We start from the raw sequence: 23,557 nt of genomic DNA, 5'->3' as shown, positions 1-23,557 counted from the left end.
CGTGGGCATGGCGGGAGTTGTCCACAGGTGCCGGAAATTGCCTGGGGCGTTGTCGGTGCGAGCCCTTAGCGTCGTCCCATGAGCTACCGCGACGTCGCCTCGAAACAGGTCCTGATCTGGGCCTGCACCACCGTCGGCGCCCGCATGCCGGTGGCCATGGCCCCGCTGGCCCTGGTCTTCCTGGTGCGCGAGCGCCCCGGCGGCTACTCATTGGGGGCGATGATCGCGGCGGCCTATGTGATCGGCGAGATCGTGGGCGCGCCGGTGCTGGGGATGAGGTTGCGCCCCGAGCGCGCCCGCGTGCACCTGGTCGTCGGACTCATGGCCGGAGCCGCCGGATTCGCGGGACTGGGAGCCTTCCCCCACGCACACCCGGCCGTCCTCGCCGCGTTCGCGGCCGTCTCCGGCGCCGCCCCGGCCGCCGCCACCGGCGGCCTGCGCACCCTGCTCACCACCCTGGTGCCGGAGCGCGCGGCGGCGCAGGCGCTGTCCGTCGAGTCGATGCTGACAGCCGGGGTGTGGGCCGTCTCCCCGGCCGCGGTCGCCGGCCTGGCCCTCGGCGTCGCCCCGCGCGTCCCGCTGGCCCTCGCCGCCCTCCTGATGGCCTCGTCCGTCGTCGGCCTGTGGCGGCTCCCGGCCGCCTGGGGCGCGGACGACGCGACCGGTGACCGGGGGGCGTCCCGGCTGCGGGTCCTGGCCGGCGCCTGGCCGGTGTACGTCACCGGAGCCGCCAGCCTGACCCTGCTCGGACTGTCCGAACTCGTCCTGCCGGCCCTGCTCGAACAGCGCGGCATCGGCGTCGGCTGGTCCGGCCCGCTGCTGACCGGCATGGCGGTGGGCGGCGGGCTGGGCGCGTTCGCCTACGGCCTGCGGAGCTGGCCGGGACGGCTGCGCACCCGCAGCGTGGTGCTGATGGCCGGTACGTCGGTCTGCGTGACGCTCGCCGCTCTGATACCGGACACGGCCGGGATCGCGCTCGCGCTGGTGCTGGGCGGCACACTCCAGTCGGGCGCGATGCTCACCCGCAACCTCTCCCTGCGCGAGGCCCTCCCGCCGAGCGCGCTGGCCGCCGGTTACTCGGTCATGTACGCGGCCGCGGGCGCGGGGTACGCGGCGACCGGCTCCCTGGCCGGTGTGCTGCTCCAGGTGGTCGCGCCGTCCACGGCCGTCCTGGCCGGAGTGGCCGTGACCCTGGCGCTCACCGGGGTCGGCTGGTGGGGCGAGGCGCGCCGCGGGAGCTCAACGCAGGGCGCGCACACCGCCGTAGCTCTCGGACCTGCCGGATCCGGCTCCGGCGGTGTCGGTGCGGAAAGTACGGCGATAGGCGGTCGGGGTGACGCCGAGCGACGCCTGTAGGTGCTGTCGCATCGACTGGGCGGTGCCGAAACCGGCGTCCCGGGCGACCTGGTCGACGGACAGGTCGCTGGACTCCAGGAGCTGGCGGGCCCGCTCGACCCGCTGCCGGGTGAGCCACTGCCCCGGGCTCACGCCGACCTCCTCGCGGAAGCGGCGCGTGAACGTCCGTACCGACATGGCCTCCTGCGCGGCCATGTCCCGCAGCTGGATCGGCTCGTGCAGGCGGCCCAGCGCCCACGCGCGCGCGGAGGTCGTGGTCGCCTGCTGCGGGTCGGGCACCGGGCGCTCGATGTACTGCGCCTGCCCGCCGTCGCGATGCGGCGGTACGACCGTGCGGCGGGCGACCTCGTTGGCCACGGCGGTGCCGTGGTCGCGGCGGACGATGTGCAGGCACAGGTCGATCCCGGCGGCGACGCCGGCCGAGGTGAGGACGTCGCCGTCGTCGATGAACAGCACGTCCGGGTCGACCCTGATCCTCGGGAAGAGCTGTTGCAGACGGTCGGCGTCGGCCCAGTGCGTGGTCGCCGGGCGGTCGTCGAGGAAGCCGGCGGCGGCCAGGACGTACACGCCGGTGCAGATGGAGGCGAGCCGGACGCCGGGGCGGAGGTGGGCGAGGGCGGCGGCGAGCTCGTCGGTCAGGACGCCCTCCTCGAAGACCGGGCCCAGCTCGTAGGAGGCCGGGACGATCACGGTGTCGGCGGTGGCCAGGGCCTCCGGGCCGTGCTCGACCAGGACGGCGAAGTCGGCGTCCGTCCACACCGGGCCCGGCGGCCGGATCGAGCAGGTCACGACCTCGTAGAGAGGACGGCCCAGGGCGTCCTTGGGGCGGCCGAAGATGCGGTGCGGGATGCCCAGCTCGAAGGGGAGCAGGCCGTCCAGGGCGAGGACGACCACACGGTGCGGGCGGAACTCCGGCTCACGGCTCATGGCCCGATTCTAGCGAATGCTGTCCTTCGGGCCACTCGTTCCCGGCTGCTCCGGGGCGGAAGCTTTGTGTCGTGACCGAGACAAACGAGGCGGCGACTGCCGCAGAGAAGACCCCGTCAGCACAGTCAGTCCCGTCAGTCCCGTCCGTCCCGTCAGTCGGGAAGCTCCGCAGGCCCGGCATCCACCGCGCCTGGTTGGTCGCCGCCGTCACCTTCGTGACGATCATCGGCGCGGCGGCCTTCCGCTCGCTCCCCGGCCTGCTCATCGACCCCCTGCACCAGGAGTTCGGCTGGTCGCGCGGCACGATCTCCGCCGCGGTCTCGATCAACCTCGCGCTCTACGGGCTGACCGCGCCCTTCGCGGCGGCGCTGATGGACCGTTTCGGCATCCGCCGGGTCGTCGCGGTCGCCCTGACCGTGATCGCGATCGGCTCGGGCCTGACCGTGTGGATGACGGCGGCCTGGCAACTGCTGCTGTGCTGGGGCCTGCTGGTGGGTCTGGGCTCCGGCTCGATGGCGCTGGCCTTCGCCGCGACGGTCACCAACCGCTGGTTCACCACCCGACGAGGCCTGGTCACCGGCATCCTCACCGCCGCCTCGGCCTCCGGCCAGCTGATCTTCCTGCCGCTGCTGTCCTGGCTGGTGGAGGAGCACGACTGGCGTCCGGCGGCCGTGACCGTGGCGCTGGCCGCCCTCGCCGTCGTGCCCTTCGTCTGGCTGCTGCTGCGCGACCACCCGGCCGACGTGGGCCAGAAGCCGTACGGCGCCGAGGAGTTCGTACCGAAACCGCCTCCGGTGACGGGCGCCGCGCGCCGCACCGTACGGGTCCTCGTCTCGGCGGCCCGCACCGGCCCCTTCTGGCTGCTGGCCGGCACCTTCGCGATCTGCGGCGCCTCCACCAACGGCCTGGTCCAGACCCACTTCGTGCCCGCCGCCCACGACCATGGCATGCCCGTCACGGCGGCGGCCTCGCTGCTCGCGGTGATCGGCGTGTTCGACGTGGTCGGCACGGTGGCCTCCGGCTGGTTCACCGACCGCTTCGAGCCCCGCCGGCTGCTGGCGGTGTACTACGCGCTGCGGGGCATCTCCCTGCTCTTCCTCCCGATGCTGCTCGCGCCGAGCGTCCGCCCGCCGATGCTCTTCTTCATCGTCTTCTACGGCCTCGACTGGGTCGCCACCGTCCCGCCCACCGTCGCCCTGTGCCGCGAGCAGTACGGCGAGGACAGCGCGATCGTCTTCGGCTGGGTCCTCGCCTCCCACCAGGTCGGCGCGGCCCTGGTCGCCTTCCTGGGCGGAGTCGCGCGGGACACGTTCGGCTCGTACGACGTCGTCTGGTACGCGTCGGGGGCGCTGTGCGCGGTGGCGGCGCTGATGGCGTTGGTGATCCGGCGGCGGGGGGCCTCGGGGGGCGGGACACCGGGAGTGGTCGGGGTGGCGGGGGCGCCGAGGGTGGCGGGGGCGGCCGGCTAGGACCTGTCCGGCCGTCAAGTCGCAGGAAACGGGCGGGGCCTTGGGCGGGGGTGAGTGGAGTCCGGACCCTTAGGGCAGACCCTTATGGCCGCCGGGGACGCCTCCCCTGGGGAACGCCTCCTCTGCGGGGGCGTTGTCAGTACGCCTTGACCGTGCCCGGTTCGCCTGTGATCTCGCCGTGCAGCAAGGGGATGAAGGCGTCGGCGAACTTCAGCAGGACGACCGTGTCCAGGTCTCCGCCGAAGGTCGTGCCTTCGCCGCCGGTTCCGAACCCGTTGACGACGTCTCTGGGAATCGCCGGGGCCCACCGCAGCAGCCGTGCGCGGACCCGTTCGGACAGGGCGACGACGACGGCGACTCTGTCCGGGTCGGCTCGGAGGTGTTCGTCCAGACATGCGGAGACGCAGCCCATGAAGCCCACTGTCGCCTGGAGGCGCCAGTCGTTGCGTGCCGCGTCGAGCCAGGCCGGACGCCCGGTGACGGAGGCGGCTTCCTCGGACAGGAGGTGGAGCCACACCTCGGCCTGGAAATCGCGAGCCCAGAAGCCGCGCTCGCGGTACTCCATGTATGAGCTGCCCATGGGGGCGAGTAGAGCATCTCGTCGCGTCGGGCCGCAGCCTGTTTCCGCCCGGTCGCCGGACCTCAGAGAAAGCGCCCCCGGTGGAACAGCAGCGGCGGCTCGTCCGCGTCGTCCCCCGCCCCCAGGGCGTTCACCCGTCCTACGACGATGAGGTGGTCGCCGCCCGTGTGGACCGCGTGGATCGTGCAGTCGATCCAGGCCAGCGCGCCGGTGAGGCGCGGGGCGCCGGATGCCGGGGCCGCGTCGTAGGGGACGCCCGCGAACTTGTCCGCGCCGCTCACCGCGAAGGAACGGCACAGGCCGGACTGGCCCGCGCCGAGGACGTTGACGCAGAACACGCCCGCGCGGGCGATGCGCGGCCATGTCGTGGACGTGCGGCCGACCATGAAGGCGACGAGGGGCGGGTCGAGGGAGAGGGAGGAGAAGGACTGACAGGCGAAGCCGGCAGGGCCGAGGGGACTGCCGTCGCCGTCGGTCACGGCGGGTGCCGTGACAACGGTCACGCCGGAGGCGAAGTTCCCCAGCACGCGCCGGAACTCGCCCTGATCGACCGGCGCCCGCTCGTCCTCGCGGACGCAGCGCAGGTCGGGTCGGGGCAGCGGCTCCACCTCGATCCCGGCGGAGAGGCTGCCCGCGGACCTGAGGTAACGGACGGCTGCGGCTGCCATTCCTGCGTGTCCCATCACGCCTTCCATTGAAGCTGACGGGGCGTCAGGTGGGAAGGGGTGCGGGGGGCCGAAGGGCGTGGTCGCACGCGCGCGTAGGCTGCCGTCGGGGGTGGCGTGACATGCGCACGAAGGCGGGGATGAGCGGGGCGGCGGCCGACCGGACCACGGCCGTGGCGGCGGGTGCGGCGCAACTGCCGGCGGTCTTCCTGCTCTGGTGGGTCCTCACCTCGACCGCCGACCCCTACGGCCGCGACTACGGCGGTGCGTTGGGTCTGCTCTGCGTTTTCGTCCTCGCACCCCTCTATCTGCCGGTGCTGGGCCTGCTGCACGCGTGCGTGCAGACCCTGCCGGCCGCCGTCCTCGCCGACCGCGCGCTGCGCCGCGTCCCGTGGCCGTGGTGGGCCCGGCATCTGCTGGGCGCGGTCCTGGTCGGCGGGGCGTGGGCCGCGGTGTGCGCCCTGGCGTGGGGGCGGCCGTTCGCCGCGACCCTCCTGGCATTCGCGGCGCTGGGCGTCGTGCCCGTCCTCGCGGTGTCGTACGTGCGGCGGCTGCGGCGCCTCCAGACCGGCCCCGGGTGGGGGTGGGATCTGTGGAGTGTCTGGTGGCGTGCGGGAGTCGCCTCCGTCGGCCTGTTCGTACTGGCCTTCGCCGGCGCGCTGGCGGCCACGGCCATGGGACTCGTCGAGGAGTACGAACCACCGGAACTGTCCGCCGCCCAGGTCGCCGGCGTCTGGCGCGGGCAGGACGGGGCCGAGCTGCGGCTGCTGCCGGGCGGGCGGGCCGAGTTGAGCAGGATGCCGGCGGAGGCCGAGTTCGCGTCGGGCGAGGATCTGGCCGTGTGCGACGGCACCGGCACCTGGACCTTCGGCGGGCCGGACGAGTCCACCGGCCGGGACCATGTCGCCGTACGCCTCGGCAGCGGCACGGGGAGCGGTTGCGGGGAGGAGACCTCCTGGGCCGTCGCCGGGACCGCGGACGCGCCCGAGCTGTTCGTGATCTTCGGGGATCCGGACGCGGGGGAACTGCGGGTCCTGAAGCAGGCGGTGGAGCAGGAGGCCGGCTGAGCGTCAGCGGCCCCGGAAACGGGGGTCGCGCCGCTCCACGAAGCTCGCCACGCCCTCCCGCGCGTCGGCCGTCGTCATGTTGATCTCCTGGGCGGCGGCCTCGGCGGTGAAAGCGGTGGCGCGGTCGTGGTCGAGGGAGGCGTTGACGAGTTGCTTGGTCAGGGCGAGGGCGCGGGTGGGACCGGCGGCGAGGCGGGCCGCCCACTCGCGGGCCGTCTTGTCCAACTCCCCGTCGGGGACGACCCGGTTGACCAGGCCGAGGCGTTCTGCGTCCGCCGCGGTGAGCGCGTCGCCGAAGAACATCAGCTCCTTGGCGCGGTGGGGGCCGATCAGCCGGGGGAGGAGATAGGCGCCGCCGCCGTCGGGGACCAGACCGCGTCGTACGAACACCTCGATGAAACGGGCCGACTCGGCGGCCAGGACGAGGTCGCAGGCGAGGGCGAGATGCGCGCCCAGGCCGGCCGCCGTGCCGTTGACCGCCGCGATCACCGGTTTCTCGCAGTCGAGGACGGCCGCGATCAGGCGCTGGGCGCCGAGGCGAAGAGTGCGGGCCACGTCCCCGGCGATCCGTTCGCCGGCGTCCCCGTCCCCGGAGGTCCGGTTGCCGGTGTCCCGCTTTCCGTTCCCCGAGCCTCGTAGATCAGCGCCCGCGCAGAACCCGCGGCCCGTTCCGGTCAGGACGACCGCCCGTACGTCCGGGTCGGCGGAGGCGTCGGCGAGGAGCCGGATGAGGTGGTCGCGCTGGGCGGGGGTGAGGGCGTTGAGGGCCTCGGGGCGGTCGAGGGTGAGGTGGGTGACGTGGGCGTCGGTCCGGTGGCGTATCCACGGCTCGGGCATGGTCGTGCTCCGTTCTGAGTCGGGCCGGCCGGGTGAAGCGCTCGTCACCGGCACACCGCCAACGCGTCCAGGGCCACCGCCCCCTGTCCCTGCTCCAGCACCACCAGCGGGTTGATGTCCAGCTCCGCGAGGTCGTCGCCGAGCTCCAGGGCCATGCGCTGGACGCGCAGGATCACCTCGACGAGGCCGTCCAGGTCGGCCGGGGGGCGGCCGCGGACGCCGTCCAGCAGGGCGCGGCCGCGCAGTTCGGCGAGCATGGCGCGGGCCTGGTCCTCGCCGAAGGGGGGCACGCGTACGGCGACGTCCCGCAGCACCTCCACCAGCACCCCGCCGAGACCCACCGTCACCGTCGGCCCGAACAGGTCGTCGTGGGTGACGCCGACGACCATCTCCACGCCCCGCTCGACCATCTGGCACACCAGGACGCCGTCCAGCGCGACGCCCTCGTAACGGGCGATGTCCGTCAACTCGCGGTAGGCGTCCCGGACCTGGCTGGCCGAGGTCAGGCCGATCTTCACCAGGCCCAGCTCGGTCTTGTGGGCGATCTGCGCGCCGGACGCCTTCATCACCACCGGGTAGCCCACCAGCCCCGCCGCCCGCACGGACGCCGCCGCGCTGGTCACCAGCTGCTCACGCGGGACCCGGATGCCGTACGCCCGCAGCAGCTGTTTCCCGGCGTGTTCGCTCAGTTGCTGTCCGGGGCGCATCAGCATCCGCGCCTTGCGGTAGGAGGGGGAGAGGGTGCGGGGGGCCTCGTCGAAAGGGGAGCGGTAGCCGCGTACGAAACGGTGGTGGTCGAGGTGGGCGCGGACGGCCGTCAGACAGCCCGAGACCGTGCGGAAGGTCGCCACCCGGGAGGAGCCGAGGAGGACCTCGCGGTAGGCGGGCTCGGTGCCCACCGGTGAGCCCCACACCACGCACACCAGCTTGTCCGTCCGCTCGGCCGCGTCCACCAGGTCCCGCACGAGGCGGTCGCTCAACGGCGGGAAGGGGCCGGTGATCGGGCAGATCAGGACGCCCACCTCGGGGTCGTCCAGGATCGCGTCGATGATCTTCCGGCCGCGCCAGTCGCCGACCGGGTGCCCGCCGTTGTCGACCGGGTTGGCCACGTTCAGGTACTCGGGGATCCACTGGTGCAGCTCGGCCTGCCGGGCGGCGGACAGGGTCGGCAGGCTGAGGCCCGCCGCCGTCGCCAGGTCGGCGACGTGCGCGCCGGTGCCGCCCGAGATGGAGTAGACGACGACCCCGTCGGCCTGCGGCGGGCGGGCGCGGGCCAACAGGGCCGCGGTGTCCTGGAGTTCGTCGAGACCGTCGACGCGGATCACGCCGTACTGGCGCATCGCCGCGTCGACGACCTCGTCCGAACCGGTCAGCTTGCCGGTGTGGGAGGCGGCGGTGCGGGCGCCGGTCTCGGTGCGGCCCACCTTGACCGCGACGACGGGCACCCCGCGCCGGGCCGCCCGGTCGGCGGCGAGCAGGAAGGACCGGCCGTCCTTCAGGCCCTCCACGTAGCAGGCGATCGCGCCGACCTCCGGGCGCTCGGCGAAGTAGGAGAGGAAGTCGGCGGTCTCCAGGTCGGCCTCGTTGCCGGTCGGCGCCCAGTGCGAGAGGCGGATGCCGAGCTCCTGGAGGGCGAAGACGGGGCGGCCCTGGTGGCCGGACTGGGTGATCAGGGCGATCGACGGCCCCTCGAGGTCGTCGCGGAAGTGCTCGAAGGCGTTGAGGTTGGTGTTGGGGCCGAGCAGGCGCAGCCCCGAGCGTTCGACGGCCGTCGCGAGGCGGGCCTGGGCCGCCGCGCCCGCCTCGCCGGTCTCCGCGAAGCCGGAGGCGAAGGCGACCGCGAACTTCACCTTCGTCTCGGCGAGTTGCTCGATCACGGGCAGCGGGTCGGCGACCAACAGCACGGCCAGATCGACCTGTTCGGGCAGCTCCGCGACGGACGGCGAGCAGGGGATGCCGAAGACGGAGTCGCGGGTGGGGTGCACGGGATGCAGCCGCGCCCCCACCCGCTGGGCCCAGCCCACCAGTTGACGGGTGACACCGGTGTTCGGGCGTCCTTCGGCGTCCGAGGCGCCGACGACCGCGACCGACTCGGGCCGGAAGAACCGGTCCAGGTCGGGGACGGCCGAATACAGTGGGCGGCCGCTGACGTCCAGGTCGTCCGCCTCGGCCGGCCGGCCGTGGACGGCGGGCCCGGGCTGCTCGCCGCAGGCGATGACCCGGGCCCGGCGGGCGTCGGTGGTGAGGGTGCCGTGGGTTGATCCAAGCATCGGTCCGCCCGCTCCTGAGTGACTGCCGAGGTGACTGCCAATGTGACGGCCAAGTAACTGACGTACTGTCAGATTACAGAACTGACGGGATGTCAGGAATGGGCGTGCACACAGAAAGGAGCGGACCACGCGAACCGGCTCGCGGGCCCTACAGCGCCGCCAGCACCTCCTTCGCCACCCGCTCGCCCGACCGCACCGCTCCGTCCATGAACCCCATCCAGTGGACGGAGGTCTCCGTGCCCGCCCAGTGGATGCCGCCCACCGGCTTGCGCAGGGCCGCCCCGTACTGGGTCAGGACGCCGGGCGCGGCGATGGAGACGGGGCCGCCGCGGGTGTAGGCCTCGTTGTTCCAGCGTTGCAGGACGAACGCGGAAGGGGAGGCGGCTTTCTCGCCGAAGTAGGTCACGTAGTCCTTCAGTACGGCCGCCTTGACCTCCGCCTCGCTCGCCGCGTCCAGCGCCCGCATCTCGTCGGCCTCGATGAAGCCCATCAGCGCGCCGTAGGCGGTGTCGGGCGGGGAGTTGTCGAAGGTGGAGCTGACCACGCCGGTGTCGCTGACGACCTGGCCGTTGAGGCCGTCGGCACGCCAGAAGGGGGTGTCGTAGACGGCGATCGCCTTGCCGACCGAGGCCATCGGCAGACGCTGGGTGAGCTGGTCGCGGCCGGCCGGCAGCAGGGGGTCGTACGAGATGCGGGCGGCGAGGGGCGGGGGTACGGCGACGACGACCTTCTTGGCCGTGACGGTGATGCCGTCGGCCGTCACGACGTACTTGCCGCCGGACTGGGTGATCGTGCGCACCGGGGCGCTCAGCACCACCCGGTCGCCGAGGGTGGCGGCCAGCTTGATCGGCACCTGCTGGGAGCCGCCGACGAAACGGGACTCCTGGGCGCCGTTCGCCGTCTCGGTGAGGCGTTCCAGGGTGCCGACGGTGGACTCGTTGCCGGCGGCGGCGATGTAGAAGAGGACGAACAGGAGGGAGAGCTCGCGGGGTTCGGCCGAGAAGATCGACGTACAGGCCACGTCCAGGAGGAACTTCGCCGACGGGACCACCGCGTTGGCGTTCAGCCAGCTCTCGAAGGTCTGCTTGTCCCATTCGGCGGCCTTGGCCGCGGTCCAGGGCGCGTCGACCGGCACCTGCTTGGCCATGTCGTCCAGCGAGGACTGCACGATCGCCGCGTTGGCGAGGCCCGCCACGTCGATCGGCGGGACGGAGCCGAGCAGTCCGTCGGTGGCGTACGGGGTCTTCTTGCCGTCCTTGTAGAGGAGGTTCTTGCCGGTGTTGTAGGTGGCGAAGGTCGCCACGCCGAGGGAGTCGGCGAGCGCCTTGATGCGGTCCTGGGTGGGGCCGATGAACTCGCCGCCGCCCTCGGTGACTCCGCCGCCGGGCAGGGACAGGTTGACGACCCGGCCGCCGACGCGGTCCCGGGCCTCCAGGACGACAACCGTTTTCCCGGCGGCGACCAGATCGCGGGCCGCGGTGAGTCCGGCGAGGCCGCCGCCGACGATCGCGACGTCCACCTCGCGGGCGGTGGCCGCGGAGGCGGTGGCGGCGGCGGTCGCGGTGAGGGCGGTCGCGCCGGCGGCCACGGCGGCCGTGCGGCCGAGCAGGGAACGGCGGGAAAGGGCGGGAGACAGCTGTCTTTCACTTGCCACGTGCGTCCTCCGTAGAGCGGGGGCGGAGCTGGAAAGGTGAACAGGGCTCACATTCTGGCTCCGTGCGGGGCACGGGACAACGCTCTTGTCGCATCTGGCGCAGGAGTAACAGGAGGGAAGCGTGGGGGAGTTGGGCGTGTCCGCTGTCGCTCGGGGGCGGTTTCGCGGGTGGCCGTCCAGGTGGCCGTCCAGGATTACCGCTGAGGACCGCTGAGGACCGCTGAGTCGGCGGCTTCGCGGCAGAACCGGTTGCCTACACCTTCTTGCGGACGGCCTTCGCGATCTTCTCCGCGTCGATCCCCAGCTCGCGGAGCGTGCCGCTGATGGGGGTCGTGAAGCCGGTGAAGTACAGGCCGGGCGCGTTCTTCGGGGTGCGGGCGCCGTGGGCCACGGGTCTGCCTCGTTCGTCGAGCACGCCGAGGTGGCCGACCAGGCCCTCCAGGGCGCGGACGTATCCGGTGGCGGCGACGATCGAGTCCGGCGAGATCCGGCTGCCGTCGGCGAGCACGACCTTGCTTCCGGTCTTGCCGTCGGCCTTGTCGCCGTCCCCGCTTGCGGCCTTGTCGCCGTCCGCGGCGCTGCCGTCGCCGCTGTCCTCGTCGGCCGCCTCGAAGCTCTCCACGGCGGCCACGACCTCCACCCGCCCCTTGCGCACGGCGTCGATCAGACCGACGTCCTGCACCGGAATGGCGCCTTCCTTGACGCGGGAGTAGAGACCGGTCTCGGGGCGCGGCAGCCCGTGCGCCGACAGGTCCGGCACGCTCAGCTTCGCCATCGGCCGCGCGAGCCGGTCGACGAGGGGGACGGGCAGCCGTCGTATGAGGACGGCCGTGTACTGGGCGGCCCAGCCCGCGGTCGAGCGGCGCACGATGTGCGGGGCGGTGCGCACGGCCAGTCGCACCCGGGACGCCCCGTTCTCCACCAGGTCCACGGCTATCTCCGCGCCGGTGTTGCCGGCGCCGACGACGAGGACGTCCCGGCCGGCGTAGGGCTCGCCGTTGCGGTAGACGCTGGCGTGCGCCAGCTCACCGGTGAACGTGTCGCGGCCGGGCCAGTCCGGCAGGAGCGGGGTGTGGTTGTAGCCGGTGGCGACGACGACCGCCGAGCCGGTCAGCTCACGGCCGCCGCTGGCGTGCAGCAGCCAGCCGGTGCCGTCCGGGGTGCGGTCGATGCGGGAGACCTCGACGCCGGTGACGATCTCCAGCTCGTGGACCTCGGCGTACTTCTCCAGGTACCGCACCACGTCGGCCCGCGCCGCCCATCGCCCGAACCGACGCGGCATCGGCAGCCCGGGCAGGGCCGAGAGCCGCCGGGTGGTGTGCAGGTGCAGCCGGTCGTAGTGCCGCCGCCAGGACGCACCGACCTCGTCGGCCTTCTCCACGACGACGGCGCGAATGCCCTGGGCCCGCAGCGCGTACGCGGCGGCGAGGCCGCCGGGGCCGCCGCCGATGACGTACACGGGGCGGTCGGCGAGGTTCGGCGAGGAGTCTTCCATGAGCGCGAGCGTAATCACGCCAGAGAGCGATGGGTCTCAGTCAAGAGGGGAATTGGTTGCGGATCGATCACGCACGCAGCGCCACGCACGCAGCGCCGTGTAGGCAGCGCCACGCACGCAGCGCCGTGTACGCAGTGCGACGCCTGGCTCCGGTGCGCTGGGGCCAGGCGTCGCGTGCGGACGGCGTGCGTAGCTATGACGGGAAACGTACGCCGCCGCGTTTCAGGGTCCCCGACAGGGGAGGGGCACTTCTCGGTCTTGGCTACTTCTTGGTCCGCGCGCCCGACTTGGCGCCGGTGACCTTGGCGATCCACTTGATGAAGTCGCCCGGGTCGTTGTTCGCGCCGTGGCCGGCGTCCCAGTAGTAGAGGTGGTCGACGTCGTCGCCCAGGTCGTGCGCGGCGGCGGCGATGTTGGCGGAGACGGTCAGCGACGTGTCGGAGTCCTTCGTGCCGAGGCGGATCCACCAGTGCTTGGTGCGGCTTTCGTTGGGCTTGTCGGTCAGGAAGTGCATCGGGTTCATCAGCCGCAGCATCTCGGGGATGTCGCTGTCGAGGCGCTTGGCGGTGAGCCCGGTGGTGTCATTCTTCAGGCTGTACGCCGTGAAGTGGCGGGAGAGGGTCGTTCCCTTGCCGAATTCATTGTTCTCGCCGGCCGACAGGTCGAAGGCGTCGAAGGCCGGAGTGGTCTTCTTGCGGGCGCCGACATGGGCGAGGAAGTCCGCCCAGGTGAAGGTGGCCTTGCCGTTCTTCCAGGTGAGGAAGGTGTTGGCGGCGAGGTAGGTGGTGCGGTCGGCGTCCGAGAGGTCGGCCAGGTAGGCGGTGGCCGACGGTTCCAGGTACTGCTTGACCAGGTACTCGTCGTAGTTGCGGGCGTTCAGGGGGCCGAAGCCGCCGAGGCCCTTGAGCTTCAGACCGGCCTGGTACTCGGCGAACTGCGACTGCAGCGCCTTCGAGACGGTCTGGTCGACGGCCTTGCCGGTGGACTGGGTGACGTTGGAGCCCCAGTTCCACTCGTAGGCGCCGTCGGCGTGCTCCAGGTCGGTGATCGGGCACCAGGCGCCGGTCGCGAAGATCGCGTCGGAGGCGTCGGCCGCGCCGAGCTCCTCGAGGTACTCGTCGTAGATCGGGCTGCCGCCGGACGCGCCGAGCAGCGACGACAGCGCGCCGCCGGCGCTGGTGCCCGCGGACACGATCCGCTCGGTGTTCCCCGGGATACGGCCCTTGTTGAACCGCACGTACCGCACGGCCGCCTTGAGGTCGACGATCGCGGCGGGCGCCACGCCGTAGTACTCGCCGTCGGAGTTCTTGAGCGTACGGCCGCGGGCGCCGGGCTCGACGACGACGTACCCGGCGGCCAGGGCCAGCAGCTGGTTGGTGTTCAGCGCGCCGCCGGTGCCGTTGGTGTTGCCGTTGGCGCCGGGGGCGGTGGCGCCGGTCGAGGCGGAGGCGTCGGCGCTGGCCGAGGGTGCTCCGCTGGGTGCGCCGCCGCCCATCCCGCCGGCCCCGCTGGAGCCGCCGATGCCGGTGGCGTCCGCGACGGAGGACGGCATGTACCCGCCGACGGAGTTGGCGAACAGGATCGGCGCGTGCGTCGCGTCGACAGCGGTTCCGTCGATCTCGACCGGCACGCTGACGTTCAGGGACTGGTACGCCTCGTCGACCGGCTTGGCGACGTAGGTGATCGCCTTCCAGAAGTGATACGTGACGTCGTGGTCGGCGCCGTCGGCGTCCGTGATCGTGGTCGTCAGCTTGGTGTACGCGTCCGGGTCGAAGGCCAGGGAGCCCGAGGCGGACGCGGAGGACGAGGACGACGAGCTGTCGGCCGCCTGCGCGCTGAGGGCGATGCCGCCGACTGCCGCGGCGCCGGCGGTGGCGCCGATGCCTATGACGACCGACCTGCGCTTGACTGCCTTGTGCTTCACGTTGCTGCCTCTCCATGAACCGCGTGCTGTCTGCGTACTCGCTGCGTACGTGCCGGGTGCTCGCTGCGTGCCTGCTGCGTGCTGTCTGGCTTGCGGTGGCGAACGTAATTCTTGGCCGACAAAATCGTCAACAATCTGCGGGACATTCACGGGCGACGCATAGCTTCATAGGCGGCGCACAGATTTCTCCGGTTCTCGCGGGCTTCCCGTGGGCTTCCCGTACGCAGTTACCTGACGTACCGTCAGATTCATGGATGCGATCTGGCTCGGCGGTGCGGAATGGCTGGCGGTGCTGCGGATCGGGCTCGGGCTGTGGTGGCTGGAGAGCTGGCGGCACAAGGAGAAGAAGAGCTGGTTCGAGGGCTCCGGCATCAAGTGGGCGGCGGACGTGGCGGCCAAGCACCGCTGGAACGCCGTACGCTCCGGTTTCGCGGTGGTCGTCGAGCCGCGCCCGCGCGTGATGGCGTATGTCGTCGTCTATGCGGAGCTGGCCCTGGGGCTCGGGCTGATCGTGGGCTTCCTGACCCCGATCGCCCTGGTCGGCGGCCTGCTCCTCAACCTGACCTACCTCGTCCTCATGATCCACGACTGGGCCGAGCAGGGGCAGAACGGGATGATGGCGCTCATCTCGGTCGTCGGCCTGGGCGGGATGGCGTGGCAGACGTGGTCGGTGGACAACGCACTGGGGCTCTTCCAGTGAGTGCGCGCCACGACCTTCCCGAGATCGACGCCTTCACCCGCACGTACTGGGACGCGGCGGCGGAGGGCCGACTGCTGATCCGGCGCTGCGGGGCGTGCGGGCGGGCCCACCACTACCCCCGGGAGTTCTGCCCGCACTGCTGGAGCGAGGACGTGACCTGGGAGGACGCCAGTGGCCGGGCGACCCTCTACACCTGGTCCGTCGTCCACCGCAACGATCTGCCGCCCTTCGGGGAGCGGACACCGTACGTCGCCGCCGTGGTCGACCTCGCGGAGGGGCCGCGGATGTCCACGGAGGTGGTGGGGGAGGCTGTCGCGGCGGACGGGGAGCTGCGGGCGGGGGTGGAGCTGGCGGTCGCGTTCCGGGATGGGGTTCCGGTGTTTCGGGTGGTGGACTGAGGGCCGGAGGCCGCCCGATTCTGAAAGGCCGAGGGTGTTCAATGACCGGATGACCGACATCCTCCTACGCCCCTGGGACCCCCGGTCCGCCGACGACGTGGACGCGTGGCTGCGCGGGCACGTCGATCCTGAGTTCCGGCGCTGGAACACCCCGATCAGGGTGATCACGGACACCGCGAGCGCACGGGAGTCGCTGGCCGCCAAGACGGCGGACGGGGCGACCGGACGCTCCATGGCCTTCTGCGTCACGGACGCCGCCGACGGGACGATCCTCGGGCAGGTCTCCGTCAACGCGATCGACCGGATCCTCAGCAACGCCGTCGTCGGCTACTGGGTGCTGCCCGAGGCCCGCGGCCGGGGCGTCGCCACCGGCTCCCTGCTGCTCGCCGCACGCTGGGCGTTCGCCGAAGCGGGCCTGCACCGCCTCGAGTTGGGCCACGCCCTCGGCCACGAGGGATCCTGCCGGGTCGCCGAACGCTGCGGTTTCCTCTACGAGGGGACCGTGCGCGGCGCGATGTGGGAGGCGGAACGCAGGGACGCCTTCCGCGACGTCCACCGGCACGGACGCCTGGCGACGGACCCGGAGCCGGAGCCGAAGGCGCCCTGACCGCCGAAATTCGGGGGCGGCGGGAGTCGGTTCTGCCCGAGCATGAGGGGCATGCGCCCTGACGACTGGCATCTCACCCACGATCTCGACGCCTTCCTCCACCGCGCCGGCGACTTCCTCGCCTCCCGCCCCGCGCTGCACACGGTCCCGCTGACCGTGACGGACGCCCTGCGCCGCAGGGGGCTGGACGCCTACGGCGAGGAGGCCCCCGTATTCGGTGCGTTGGAGACGGGCGGCGAGATCCGCGCGGCGTTCCTGTGGACCCCGCCCTACAAGCTCTATCTCACCCCGCTCGACCCGGAACAGGCCGACGCCCTCGCCGCCCGGCTGGCCTCCGCCGGACACCGGCTCCCCGGCGTCACCGGTCAGACCGACACCGCCGCGGCCTTCGCCGAGGCCTGGCAGCGGCGCACGGGCGCGGTGTCTCGTCTTCGGGAACGCCAGCGCCTCTACCGTCTCGGCGAGTTGACGATCCCCGAGCCCGTTCCCGACGGCGCGGCCCGTATCGCCACCGCGGCCGACCGCGCCCGACTGGCCCGCTGGCACGACGAGTTCGCGAAGGAGGTCGGCGATTCCGCGAACCGTCGCAGCAGCGAGGCCTGGGCCGACGCCCGCATCGCCCACGGCGGCGCGACCTTCTGGGAGACCCCCGACGGCACCCCCGTCGCCCTGGCCGGCGTCACCCCGGAGGTGGCGGGCCAGATACGGGTCGCGCCCGTCTACACCCCCGCTGAACTGCGCGGACGCGGATACGCGGGCGCGGCCACCGCCGAGGTGAGCCGCGCCGCGCTGGCCTCCGGCGCGGCGGAGGTCCTCCTCTTCACGGACCTGGCGAACCCGACCAGCAACGGGCTGTATCAGCGGATCGGGTATCGGGCGGTGGCGGACTTCGCGGTGTACGAGTTCGCGGGCTAGCGGGCGGCTACAGCAGGTGGTCGGCCTTGCCCGCCTTGATCTCCAGGATGAGTGCGCGGAGGGCTTCGTGGGTGTCGGTGAGGGGGGTGTCCTCCTGACCGGCGACGGCGATGTAGGCGTTGCCGGTGGGGTCGGTGCCTATGCGGAAGCAGTTGTTTCCTTCGCCGCAGAAGGGTTCTTCCCAGGTGATCTCGTTCGTCATGGCGGGTTCCTCAGAGTTCGCGGGCGATGGTGAGCATGAAGTCGCGTGAGGCGGCCGGGGACAGCGATACGTCGTCCATCCAGTCCAGATGGGCACGGTACTTGGTGAGTTGGGCCTCCGCGTCAGTGAATGTCGGCCCATGTGCGGAGTCCAGCTGCACGGTGTCGAGTGAGGCGACGGGGCCGTTCGCGTACAGCATCGCGTGCCCTGCGCCTGGGAAGCCGCTGACGGTCACCGGAATGACGCGTACGTCGACGCCGTCCTGCTCGGAGCGCTCTGCCAGGTGCTTCAGCTGATCCCGGGTCGCCTTGTCGCTGCCGAACCGCATGCGCAGCGCTGCCTCATGAACGTATGCGAGGTAGGGCAGCGGGTTGGGGCGTTCCAGGACCTGCTGGCGAGCCATGCGGTGGGCCACCCGCAGTTCGACCTCCAGTCGACTGACGGCCGGTAGAACGGCGGTGAAGATGCCGCGGGCGTACTCCTCGGTCTGGAGCAGTCCCGGTGCGTGCATGAACTGCACGGTCCGAACCCGCGCTGCGTGCCACTCCAACTCGGCTACGTCCAGCAGCCCGGCGGGCAAGGTGCCCCGATACTGCTCCCACCAGCCCTGTTCCTTGCTCTCTGCCATGGCGGCAAGGGCGTCGACATAACCGGTGTCCGCGCAGGCGTAGTTGCTGGCGAGGGTGCGGACCCGCTCGGACGAGAACGGCCGGATTCCCGACTCCATGTTGGACAGCCGCGTTCGGTCGATGCCGAGGAGTCCGGCGGCGTACTCCGTGGCGACCCCTGCCGCGAGCCGCGACTTCCGCAGCTCCGCTCCCAGGCGCTTCTGACGCTGGGTCGGCGTGCTTCTTGTGCCCATGGTGCCCCTCCGTGCGCTGTCGTCGCTCCAAGTCTGCCGACAAGACACCCGCAGGTCCAACAACGTAAGGGGTAATTATCTCCAGTTCGATGGACACTGTGACTCTGGCGTCTCTACAGTCAGTCATGGCTCGACCACAGAGCCGTCACAACCGTCCCGGAAGCGCATCACGCGTGCCCGCCCGCCATCTCCTCCCCCGGAGGGGCGCGCTCGCGTCGGGGAGACAGGCCACCGGGAGAGTTCCCTCCGCACACGACAAGGGAGTTGCCGTGCACCTCGACACCGGGTCCTGCCAGTCGCCGACCCTCGCCCCCGCCGATGCCCCCTTCGCCCTCGCCCGGCCGGAGGCCCTCGCGTTCAGTTTCACGCTGCCCGCGGTTCCGCGAAGTCCCGGCATCGCCCGGGCGGCGACCCGTACGGCACTGCACGCGCACGGTCTCGCCGCAGCGACGGACGCGACCGTGCAGGTGGTGAGCGAACTGACCGCCTGCGCCTGCCGTTTCTCCGCCACGGCCGACGTGTACGTGTCGCTGCGCTACCGCGACGACGCGCTGCGCGTCACCCTTTACGACGGCCATCCACACCATGCCCACGCCCGTCTGGGCGCGATCTGCGTCCTGCATCGCCGGGTGTCGCTGCGCGTGCTGGACCGGGTGGTGCGGGCCTGCCGTGGGGAGTGGGGCATCGGTGCGGGTGAGGAGACGGCCGGGGGCACCCGTATGTGGGCGGTGCTGCCGTGGGTGGGGGCGTGCGGCTATCTCCTCGGCGGACGTTCGTACGGGTGACGGTTTTCGGGGGCGCTACTCGAATAGATGCCGGTGGGTCCTGCTCCAGGCGATCCGGTCGGCGAGTTGGGGCAGGAGTCCCTCGGCGGCCCAGGTGGCCTGGGGTTCGTGGCCCTGGTCGGCCAGTCGGCGTACGAGGTCGGCGTTGTCCTGCTGTCGGGCGATGACGGCGTCCACGACACCCGCGGTCGAGTCGAGGCCGTAGGCGCGGCAGAAGGTCTTCAGCCGCAGTCGGCGGTCGGGCGGGGCCGGGTAGCGCAGCCAGCGCAGGCACTCGGCATCGTCGCGGAACGGGGCGACGTACTCCAGCGCGTAGGCCACGTCGTGCAGGGGCGGTGCCGGGTGGGCGAAGTCCCAGTCGATGATTCCCACGGGCCGGATGCCCTGCCAGACGACGTTCCAGGGGCCGAAGTCCCCATGGCATACGACCTGATGGTCGCCTGCGTCCCGGGACCAGGTCGCGTCCGGCGGAGGGGTGAAGCTCGCGCAGGCGTCGTGGTAGTCCCGCAGCAGCCGGGCGAAGTTTTGCAGGCCCTGGTCGTCCACGACCTTGGCCCAGCCCGACGGTCCGGAGTCGCCCTCGAAGTAGGTGAGGACCTCACGACCCTCGTCGTCGACTCCCAACGGCCTTGGCGCATAGGCGAAACCGACGTCCGCGAGGTGTCGCAGCAAGGCATGGACGGTTGGCGTCCACGGCTGGACGGGCCTGCGGACGGTGTCGCCGATCCGCACCACCCGACGATGGACGCCGTCCTGCATCACTTCCTCTGTCGCTTCCGCTTCCTCACCCGGCATGCGGCCATCTTCCCGTAGTCGCGCGAACCGGTGTTGAGAGACTCAGGTCATGGGATCTTGGGGGAGTCTGGGGCCGGCGTTGCTGTCGCTGGCAGGGGTCGCGCTCGGTGCGGGCGGGTCGTTGTTCGGGCAGTACCTGGTGTCGCGGGTGAGCGCCCGGCAGTTGGAGATCGAGGAGTCGGCCGCGCATCGCGCGGAGCTCAAGAACGCCGTCCTGAAGTTACTTGGTGTCGCAAACCAGTTGGAGAAGGAGGCGCTCACGCGCCCGCGTGGTGCGAGCGGTGCGGCTGACCCTGCGCTCGAACGACTCGTCGACGACCTGTGGCTCGCGCAGGCGGAGATCGATCTGTCGGCCAGAAGCGAGGAGCTGCGGGGCGCCGCCTACCGCTATGCGAGTCGCCTTGCCGAAGCGGCCCGCGGCGAGGTGGCCGACGCGTCCGCGCTGCGCGGGCCGCAGGTGCGGTTCTTCGACGCCGCGTACGACGACATGTGGCCCGGGCGGCGACGGACGGCCGGGGGTTCCGTCACCTCTCGGTGAGGTCAGGCGGACGTGGCCGCGAAGTAGTGGCCCTTGTCCAGGTCGTCGAGGAGGCCGGGCTGGGTGGGCTGCCAGTTCAGGAGTTCGCGGGTGTGCGCGCTGGAGACGGGGCTGTCCATGCCGAGGTAGGCGGCCAGCCAGGTGAAGTGGGCGGGCGCGTCCTCGGGGGAGATCGAGGCCACGGGCAGGTCGAGGTGCCGTCCGATCACCTCGGCGACGGCACGGATGGGGACGCCCTCGTCCCCGGTCGCGTGCAGGGTGGAGCCGGCCGGAGCGCCCTCCAACGCCAGGCGGAAGAGGTGCGCCGCGTCGTGACGGTGCACGGCGGGCCAGCGGTTCGCGCCGTCGCCGACAAAGCCGGAAACGCCTTTCTCGCGGGCGACGGCGACCACCGTGGCCAGGAAACCGTGGTCTCCGTCGCCGTACACGGTCGGCGGCAGCCGTACGACCGATGAGCGGACGCCGCGTTCGGCGAAGGCGGCCGTCGCGTGGGCGTTGGCCAGCCGCTTGGCCGGGCCGGCCGACCAGTGGGCGTCGAGCGGGGCGGACGGCTGACCGTCCTGCTCGGTCGCGACCCGGCCAGGCGCCAGCCCGAGCGTCCCGGACGCGATGAGGAACGGCCGGTCGGAGCCGGCGAGCGCCTCGCCGAACGTGTCGATGGCCCGCCGGTCCGCGTCGGCGGCGTCCTCGAAGCCGCCGCTGAACGCGATGTCGTGCTTGAACGCGAGGTGGATCACCCCGTCGGACTCGGCCGCCGCGTCGCGCAGGGTGTCGAGGTCGTCGATCGTGCCGCGGCGCACCTCCGCGCCGGCCTGGGCGAGAGCGTCGGCCGAGGCGTTCGAGCGGGCGAGCCCGACGACCTGGTGGCCGGCCCCGATGAGCTCCGGAACAACGGCTGAACCGATCCAGCCGGACGCGCCGGTGATGAACACACGCATGAGGAGTCACTCCTGCCTAAGTCATGTCAGTGACTGACATCGCCAAACGTAGCACCGATGTCAGTCACTGTCATCGCGTAGGATCTGCCGCATGGGTCGATGGAAGCCGAACGCGCGTGACCGGCTCGGACAGGCAGCGCTGGACCTCTACAGCGAGCGCGGGTTCGAGCAGACCACCGCCGCGCAGATCGCCGAACGCGCCGGGCTCACCGAGCGGACGTTCTACCGGCACTACGCCGACAAGCGCGAAGTGCTGTTCGGCGGCGCGCAGGCGCTGCAGGACGCGTTCGTGGTCACGCTTGCCGAGACCCCGGACACGGCCGCGCCGATCGACGCGATGGCGTCGACGCTGGAGACCGTCGCCGGCTTCTTCGCCGGCCGGCACGAGTTCGCCCGGCAGCGCCACGCCGTCATCGCGGCCAACGCGGAACTGCGCGAGCGCGAGCTGATCAAGCTCGCCACGCTCTCCGCGGCGCTCGCCGCCACGCTGCGCCGACGCGGCGTCGAGGACCCGGCCGCGACCCTCACCGCGGAGGCGGGCGTCGCCGTCTTCAAGGTCGGGTTCGAACGCTGGGTCGAAACGGACGGAAAACACCCGCTCGCGGACTTCCTGCGGGAGTCCCTCGACGAACTCAAAGCGGTGGCCGCGGGCGGCCCCTGATCCGGCTCACGGCCAGAGCAGCACCCGCTCCCAGCCGGAGCCGGAGCCGGAGCCGGAATTGGAACCAGAGCCGGAACCAGAAGTCATACGCCGATACGCCAGCCGTACGTGCCTCCGCCGCCCGTCTCCCTGGAAGAACTCCACCTCCGCCGCACGCAGCCGGTACAGCGTCCAGGTCGGGGACTCGGCGCCCGGGTTGCGGTCGGCCTCCTCCCAGGCCGCGCCCGACGCCGTCGCCAACTCCTCCACCGAGCCGAGGACTTCACTCTGCCGTCCGGTCAGCGCGGCCGCCAGCGCACCCGTCGAGCGGGCGTGCAGGTCGGCCTGCGCCTCGGCGGACGGGGCGACGGAAACCGGTCCTCGGACGCGGATCTGGCGGCCCAGGGCGGGCCAGTAGAAGGTGAGGGCCGCGTAGGGGCGGGCGGCGAGCTGGCGGCCCTTGGCGCTCGTCACATGCGTGGCGAAGGACCAGCCGGCCGCGTCGGCGCCGTGCAGCATCACGATCCGGGCGTCCGGCAGCCCCTCGTCGTCCACGGTCGCCAGCGTCATCGTGTGCGGCTCGCGCTCGCCCGCCGCCACCGCCTGCGCGAACCACTCCGTGAAGAGGGGCAACGGCTCGGCGGGGGCCGCCCCCGGGTCGAAGGACGGCAGGTCGGTCACCTCCGGGTCCCACACCCGCAGCGACCTGAGCAGCTCATGAAGATCGGTAGCCATGGCTCCGAGTATGCGGTCGCCGCCGAGTACGCGGTGACGACCGCCACTGCCGCAGACGCCCGGCGTCAGTGCCGCGCGAACTGCACCTTGGTCGTCTGCACCACGTCCGGCCGTACGGCGATCCCGTCGACGGTCAGCTGTTCGCCGTAGACGTCGGTGATCCTGATCGCGCTGCCGCACCCGGAGCCCTGCTCGGAGAGGAAGTAGTTGTACTCGGTACGGGGGAGCGCGCGCCAGCCGCCGCTGGTGCGGACCTCCAGCCGGGCCAGCGGGTTCCGGTGGCCGAGGGCCTGGACGCCGCACCAGTACTGGCTGGACCCGGTCTTGTACCGGATCGAGATCGTGTTCGAGACGCTGGGGCTCACCAGGCTCCACGTGATCGGGATCCGGCCGGCCGAGAGCGCCGCGAGCCTGGCGAACGCCTGGGTGCTGAGGTCGAGTTGGCCGGGTGCGCAGGGCGCCGGGCACTCGTTGGTGATCCGGACCGTGACGGACGCGCCGCCCGCCGCACGGACCAGCACGTACGCGCCGCACGCCTTGGACGTCTCGTAGTCGGCGGTGTTCATCGCCGCCGTCATGACGTCGGTCGTCGGGCCGAAGGAACAGGCCCCGTCGCCGTTTCCGACGTCGTAGGAGGTGGCGACCCCCTGGTAGTCGACCCCGGGCCGGATCCGCCCCGCCAGCGGCGCCGACCCGGACGCCGTCCGGGCGGCGCTCCCGCCCGAGGACCCCGCCGGCGCGCTGCTCGCGGAGGGCGAGGAGGCGGCCGTAGCGGCTGCCGAGCCCGTTGCGGCGCCGGTCGCGGTGCTCGTGGCGGTCGGGGACGCCGTGGACGGCTTCGGGGACGCGGAGGCCGCGGTCCCCGTCGTCGCCGTCGGCGACTCGCTGACCTGGGCGCCGGCGACGGGCTTGGCCGCGTCCTTCCCGTCGCCGCCGGTCCCGCCGTCGGGGCGGAAGGCCACGACCAGGGACACGACGAGCGCGACGGCCGCGACGGCCGTCAGGGCGATCGCGGGCACACGGACCGGGCGCCGGTCGGAGCCACGCTCAGAGCGATGCCCGGAGCGACGTTCAAAGCCGCGTTCGGACCCTCGTTCGGGGCGGGATCGGCGGTGCGAAGAGGATGCCACGGATGAATCCTTACGCGGTTCGGCGGAGCAGGACCTGGAAAGCCCGGGAAAGCCCGGGAAACCTTCCG

24 protein-coding genes are annotated in these 23,557 nt (G+C 72.1%); 10 read left to right on the top strand and 14 right to left on the bottom strand.

Annotation, left to right across the window (positions count from 1 at the left end):
- The first annotated feature begins 78 nt into the window (after nucleotides 1-78).
- Complete coding sequence (locus OG562_RS18705) at nucleotides 79-1,356, top strand: MFS transporter (RefSeq protein WP_266399145.1); 1,278 nt, start codon at nucleotides 79-81, stop codon at nucleotides 1,354-1,356.
- Here the strand turns inward: OG562_RS18705 and OG562_RS18700 are convergent.
- A complete protein-coding gene (locus tag OG562_RS18700) occupies nucleotides 1,240-2,283 on the bottom strand; it encodes a GlxA family transcriptional regulator (protein ID WP_266399144.1) in 1,044 nt (347 codons plus the stop codon). The genes OG562_RS18705 and OG562_RS18700 overlap by 117 nt on opposite strands.
- Before the next feature lie 179 nt (nucleotides 2,284-2,462).
- Here OG562_RS18700 and OG562_RS18695 point away from each other — a divergent pair, with 179 nt between their 5' ends.
- The gene (locus OG562_RS18695; protein ID WP_266409382.1) at nucleotides 2,463-3,752 is read left to right on the top strand and encodes an MFS transporter; all 1,290 of its coding nucleotides are present in this window, start codon (nucleotides 2,463-2,465) and stop codon (nucleotides 3,750-3,752) included.
- A 136-nt stretch (nucleotides 3,753-3,888) separates the two neighbouring features.
- On the opposite strand, the gene OG562_RS18690 is transcribed toward OG562_RS18695, so the two are convergent.
- Both OG562_RS18690 and OG562_RS18685 read right to left on the bottom strand, forming a co-directional pair.
- The gene (locus OG562_RS18690; RefSeq protein WP_266399143.1) at nucleotides 3,889-4,332 is read right to left on the bottom strand and encodes a hypothetical protein; all 444 of its coding nucleotides are present in this window, start codon (nucleotides 4,330-4,332) and stop codon (nucleotides 3,889-3,891) included.
- Nucleotides 4,333-4,394: 62 nt separating this feature from the next.
- On the bottom strand, nucleotides 4,395-5,015 hold the full coding sequence (locus tag OG562_RS18685) for a flavin reductase family protein (protein WP_266399141.1): 621 nt from the start codon (nucleotides 5,013-5,015) through the stop codon (nucleotides 4,395-4,397).
- Nucleotides 5,016-5,119: 104 nt separating this feature from the next.
- Between OG562_RS18685 and OG562_RS18680 the strand changes: the two genes are divergently transcribed.
- Nucleotides 5,120-6,064 carry a hypothetical protein gene (locus OG562_RS18680; protein ID WP_266399138.1) on the top strand — a complete coding sequence of 315 codons (945 nt, stop codon included), beginning with the start codon at nucleotides 5,120-5,122 and terminating at the stop codon, nucleotides 6,062-6,064.
- Nucleotides 6,065-6,067: 3 nt separating this feature from the next.
- Here the strand turns inward: OG562_RS18680 and OG562_RS18675 are convergent, their stop codons facing one another.
- The 5 genes from OG562_RS18675 to OG562_RS18655 form a co-directional block, all read right to left on the bottom strand.
- On the bottom strand, nucleotides 6,068-6,901 hold the full coding sequence (locus tag OG562_RS18675; RefSeq protein ID WP_266399136.1) for an enoyl-CoA hydratase/isomerase family protein: 834 nt from the start codon (nucleotides 6,899-6,901) through the stop codon (nucleotides 6,068-6,070).
- Between the two features lie 44 nt (nucleotides 6,902-6,945).
- Entirely contained in the window at nucleotides 6,946-9,171 is a 2,226-nt protein-coding gene (locus OG562_RS18670) for an acetate--CoA ligase family protein (RefSeq protein WP_266399134.1), read from the bottom strand.
- Between the two features lie 148 nt (nucleotides 9,172-9,319).
- Complete coding sequence (locus tag OG562_RS18665) at nucleotides 9,320-10,825, bottom strand: FAD-dependent oxidoreductase (protein ID WP_266399131.1); 1,506 nt, start codon at nucleotides 10,823-10,825, stop codon at nucleotides 9,320-9,322.
- A 253-nt stretch (nucleotides 10,826-11,078) separates the two neighbouring features.
- Nucleotides 11,079-12,320, bottom strand: a complete 1,242-nt coding sequence (locus tag OG562_RS18660; protein ID WP_266399130.1) for an NAD(P)/FAD-dependent oxidoreductase — start codon at nucleotides 12,318-12,320, stop codon at nucleotides 11,079-11,081.
- 262 nt (nucleotides 12,321-12,582) lie between these two features.
- Nucleotides 12,583-14,244: a subtype B tannase gene (locus OG562_RS18655; protein WP_266399127.1), complete on the bottom strand. Its 1,662-nt coding sequence runs from the start codon at nucleotides 14,242-14,244 to the stop codon at nucleotides 12,583-12,585.
- Nucleotides 14,245-14,494: 250 nt separating this feature from the next.
- Here OG562_RS18655 and OG562_RS18650 point away from each other — a divergent pair, with 250 nt between their 5' ends.
- From OG562_RS18650 to OG562_RS18635, 4 genes are read left to right on the top strand one after another with little or no spacing between them, the layout of a single operon-like run.
- Nucleotides 14,495-14,944, top strand: a complete 450-nt coding sequence (locus OG562_RS18650) for a DoxX family membrane protein (protein ID WP_266399125.1) — start codon at nucleotides 14,495-14,497, stop codon at nucleotides 14,942-14,944.
- Complete coding sequence (locus OG562_RS18645; RefSeq protein WP_266399123.1) at nucleotides 14,941-15,342, top strand: Zn-ribbon domain-containing OB-fold protein; 402 nt, start codon at nucleotides 14,941-14,943, stop codon at nucleotides 15,340-15,342. Before OG562_RS18650 ends, OG562_RS18645 begins: the two co-directional genes overlap by 4 nt.
- Nucleotides 15,343-15,391: 49 nt before the next feature.
- Nucleotides 15,392-15,949, top strand: coding sequence for a GNAT family N-acetyltransferase (locus tag OG562_RS18640; RefSeq protein ID WP_266399121.1), 558 nt, complete (start codon nucleotides 15,392-15,394; stop codon nucleotides 15,947-15,949).
- A 51-nt stretch (nucleotides 15,950-16,000) separates the two neighbouring features.
- Complete coding sequence (locus OG562_RS18635) at nucleotides 16,001-16,864, top strand: GNAT family N-acetyltransferase (protein WP_266399119.1); 864 nt, start codon at nucleotides 16,001-16,003, stop codon at nucleotides 16,862-16,864.
- Nucleotides 16,865-16,871: 7 nt separating this feature from the next.
- Here the strand turns inward: OG562_RS18635 and OG562_RS18630 are convergent, their stop codons facing one another.
- Nucleotides 16,872-17,066, bottom strand: coding sequence for a hypothetical protein (locus OG562_RS18630; protein ID WP_266399117.1), 195 nt, complete (start codon nucleotides 17,064-17,066; stop codon nucleotides 16,872-16,874).
- A gap of 10 nt (nucleotides 17,067-17,076) precedes the next feature.
- Entirely contained in the window at nucleotides 17,077-17,928 is an 852-nt protein-coding gene (locus tag OG562_RS18625) for a helix-turn-helix transcriptional regulator (RefSeq protein ID WP_266399116.1), read from the bottom strand.
- A gap of 269 nt (nucleotides 17,929-18,197) precedes the next feature.
- Between OG562_RS18625 and OG562_RS18620 the strand changes: the two genes are divergently transcribed.
- The gene (locus OG562_RS18620) at nucleotides 18,198-18,713 is read left to right on the top strand and encodes an ATP-binding protein (RefSeq protein WP_266399113.1); all 516 of its coding nucleotides are present in this window, start codon (nucleotides 18,198-18,200) and stop codon (nucleotides 18,711-18,713) included.
- 15 nt (nucleotides 18,714-18,728) lie between these two features.
- On the opposite strand, the gene OG562_RS18615 is transcribed toward OG562_RS18620, so the two are convergent.
- Nucleotides 18,729-19,508, bottom strand: coding sequence for an aminoglycoside phosphotransferase family protein (locus tag OG562_RS18615; protein WP_266399110.1), 780 nt, complete (start codon nucleotides 19,506-19,508; stop codon nucleotides 18,729-18,731).
- Between the two features lie 49 nt (nucleotides 19,509-19,557).
- Here OG562_RS18615 and OG562_RS18610 point away from each other — a divergent pair, with 49 nt between their 5' ends.
- Nucleotides 19,558-20,046 carry a hypothetical protein gene (locus tag OG562_RS18610; protein WP_266399108.1) on the top strand — a complete coding sequence of 163 codons (489 nt, stop codon included), beginning with the start codon at nucleotides 19,558-19,560 and terminating at the stop codon, nucleotides 20,044-20,046.
- Between the two features lie 2 nt (nucleotides 20,047-20,048).
- Here the strand turns inward: OG562_RS18610 and OG562_RS18605 are convergent, their stop codons facing one another.
- Nucleotides 20,049-20,984, bottom strand: coding sequence for an SDR family oxidoreductase (locus OG562_RS18605; RefSeq protein ID WP_266399106.1), 936 nt, complete (start codon nucleotides 20,982-20,984; stop codon nucleotides 20,049-20,051).
- Nucleotides 20,985-21,075: 91 nt separating this feature from the next.
- Between OG562_RS18605 and OG562_RS18600 the strand changes: the two genes are divergently transcribed.
- Nucleotides 21,076-21,645, top strand: coding sequence for a TetR family transcriptional regulator (locus OG562_RS18600; RefSeq protein WP_266399104.1), 570 nt, complete (start codon nucleotides 21,076-21,078; stop codon nucleotides 21,643-21,645).
- 6 nt (nucleotides 21,646-21,651) lie between these two features.
- Here the strand turns inward: OG562_RS18600 and OG562_RS18595 are convergent, their stop codons facing one another.
- Both OG562_RS18595 and OG562_RS18590 read right to left on the bottom strand, forming a co-directional pair.
- The gene (locus OG562_RS18595) at nucleotides 21,652-22,359 is read right to left on the bottom strand and encodes a pyridoxal 5'-phosphate synthase (RefSeq protein WP_266399102.1); all 708 of its coding nucleotides are present in this window, start codon (nucleotides 22,357-22,359) and stop codon (nucleotides 21,652-21,654) included.
- Nucleotides 22,360-22,424: 65 nt separating this feature from the next.
- Nucleotides 22,425-23,378 carry an expansin EXLX1 family cellulose-binding protein gene (locus OG562_RS18590; protein ID WP_266399099.1) on the bottom strand — a complete coding sequence of 318 codons (954 nt, stop codon included), beginning with the start codon at nucleotides 23,376-23,378 and terminating at the stop codon, nucleotides 22,425-22,427.
- Between the last annotated feature and the right edge of the window lie 179 nt (nucleotides 23,379-23,557).

It is taken from the genome of Streptomyces sp. NBC_01275 (assembly GCF_026340655.1).
GTDB lineage: Bacteria > Actinomycetota > Actinomycetes > Streptomycetales > Streptomycetaceae > Streptomyces.
The sequence above is the reverse complement of the archived record's forward strand: the minus strand, read 5'-3'. Positions and strand labels throughout refer to the sequence as shown.

Bases quoted from the DNA above. Each gene is read 5' to 3' on its own strand.
- OG562_RS18705 (WP_266399145.1), top strand. From the start codon at position 79: ATGAGCTACCGCGACGTCGCCTCGAAACAGGTCCTGATCTGGGCCTGC.
- OG562_RS18700 (WP_266399144.1), bottom strand. From the start codon at position 2,283: ATGAGCCGTGAGCCGGAGTTCCGCCCGCACCGTGTGGTCGTCCTCGCC.
- OG562_RS18690 (WP_266399143.1), bottom strand. From the start codon at position 4,332: ATGGGCAGCTCATACATGGAGTACCGCGAGCGCGGCTTCTGGGCTCGC.
- OG562_RS18685 (WP_266399141.1), bottom strand. From the start codon at position 5,015: ATGGGACACGCAGGAATGGCAGCCGCAGCCGTCCGTTACCTCAGGTCC.
- OG562_RS18680 (WP_266399138.1), top strand. From the start codon at position 5,120: ATGCGCACGAAGGCGGGGATGAGCGGGGCGGCGGCCGACCGGACCACG.
- OG562_RS18675 (WP_266399136.1), bottom strand. From the start codon at position 6,901: ATGCCCGAGCCGTGGATACGCCACCGGACCGACGCCCACGTCACCCAC.
- OG562_RS18670 (WP_266399134.1), bottom strand. From the start codon at position 9,171: ATGCTTGGATCAACCCACGGCACCCTCACCACCGACGCCCGCCGGGCC.
- OG562_RS18660 (WP_266399130.1), bottom strand. From the start codon at position 12,320: ATGGAAGACTCCTCGCCGAACCTCGCCGACCGCCCCGTGTACGTCATC.
- OG562_RS18650 (WP_266399125.1), top strand. From the start codon at position 14,495: ATGGATGCGATCTGGCTCGGCGGTGCGGAATGGCTGGCGGTGCTGCGG.
- OG562_RS18640 (WP_266399121.1), top strand. From the start codon at position 15,392: ATGACCGACATCCTCCTACGCCCCTGGGACCCCCGGTCCGCCGACGAC.
- OG562_RS18635 (WP_266399119.1), top strand. From the start codon at position 16,001: ATGCGCCCTGACGACTGGCATCTCACCCACGATCTCGACGCCTTCCTC.
- OG562_RS18630 (WP_266399117.1), bottom strand. From the start codon at position 17,066: ATGACGAACGAGATCACCTGGGAAGAACCCTTCTGCGGCGAAGGAAAC.
- OG562_RS18625 (WP_266399116.1), bottom strand. From the start codon at position 17,928: ATGGGCACAAGAAGCACGCCGACCCAGCGTCAGAAGCGCCTGGGAGCG.
- OG562_RS18615 (WP_266399110.1), bottom strand. From the start codon at position 19,508: ATGCCGGGTGAGGAAGCGGAAGCGACAGAGGAAGTGATGCAGGACGGC.
- OG562_RS18610 (WP_266399108.1), top strand. From the start codon at position 19,558: ATGGGATCTTGGGGGAGTCTGGGGCCGGCGTTGCTGTCGCTGGCAGGG.
- OG562_RS18605 (WP_266399106.1), bottom strand. From the start codon at position 20,984: ATGCGTGTGTTCATCACCGGCGCGTCCGGCTGGATCGGTTCAGCCGTT.
- OG562_RS18600 (WP_266399104.1), top strand. From the start codon at position 21,076: ATGGGTCGATGGAAGCCGAACGCGCGTGACCGGCTCGGACAGGCAGCG.
- OG562_RS18595 (WP_266399102.1), bottom strand. From the start codon at position 22,359: ATGGCTACCGATCTTCATGAGCTGCTCAGGTCGCTGCGGGTGTGGGAC.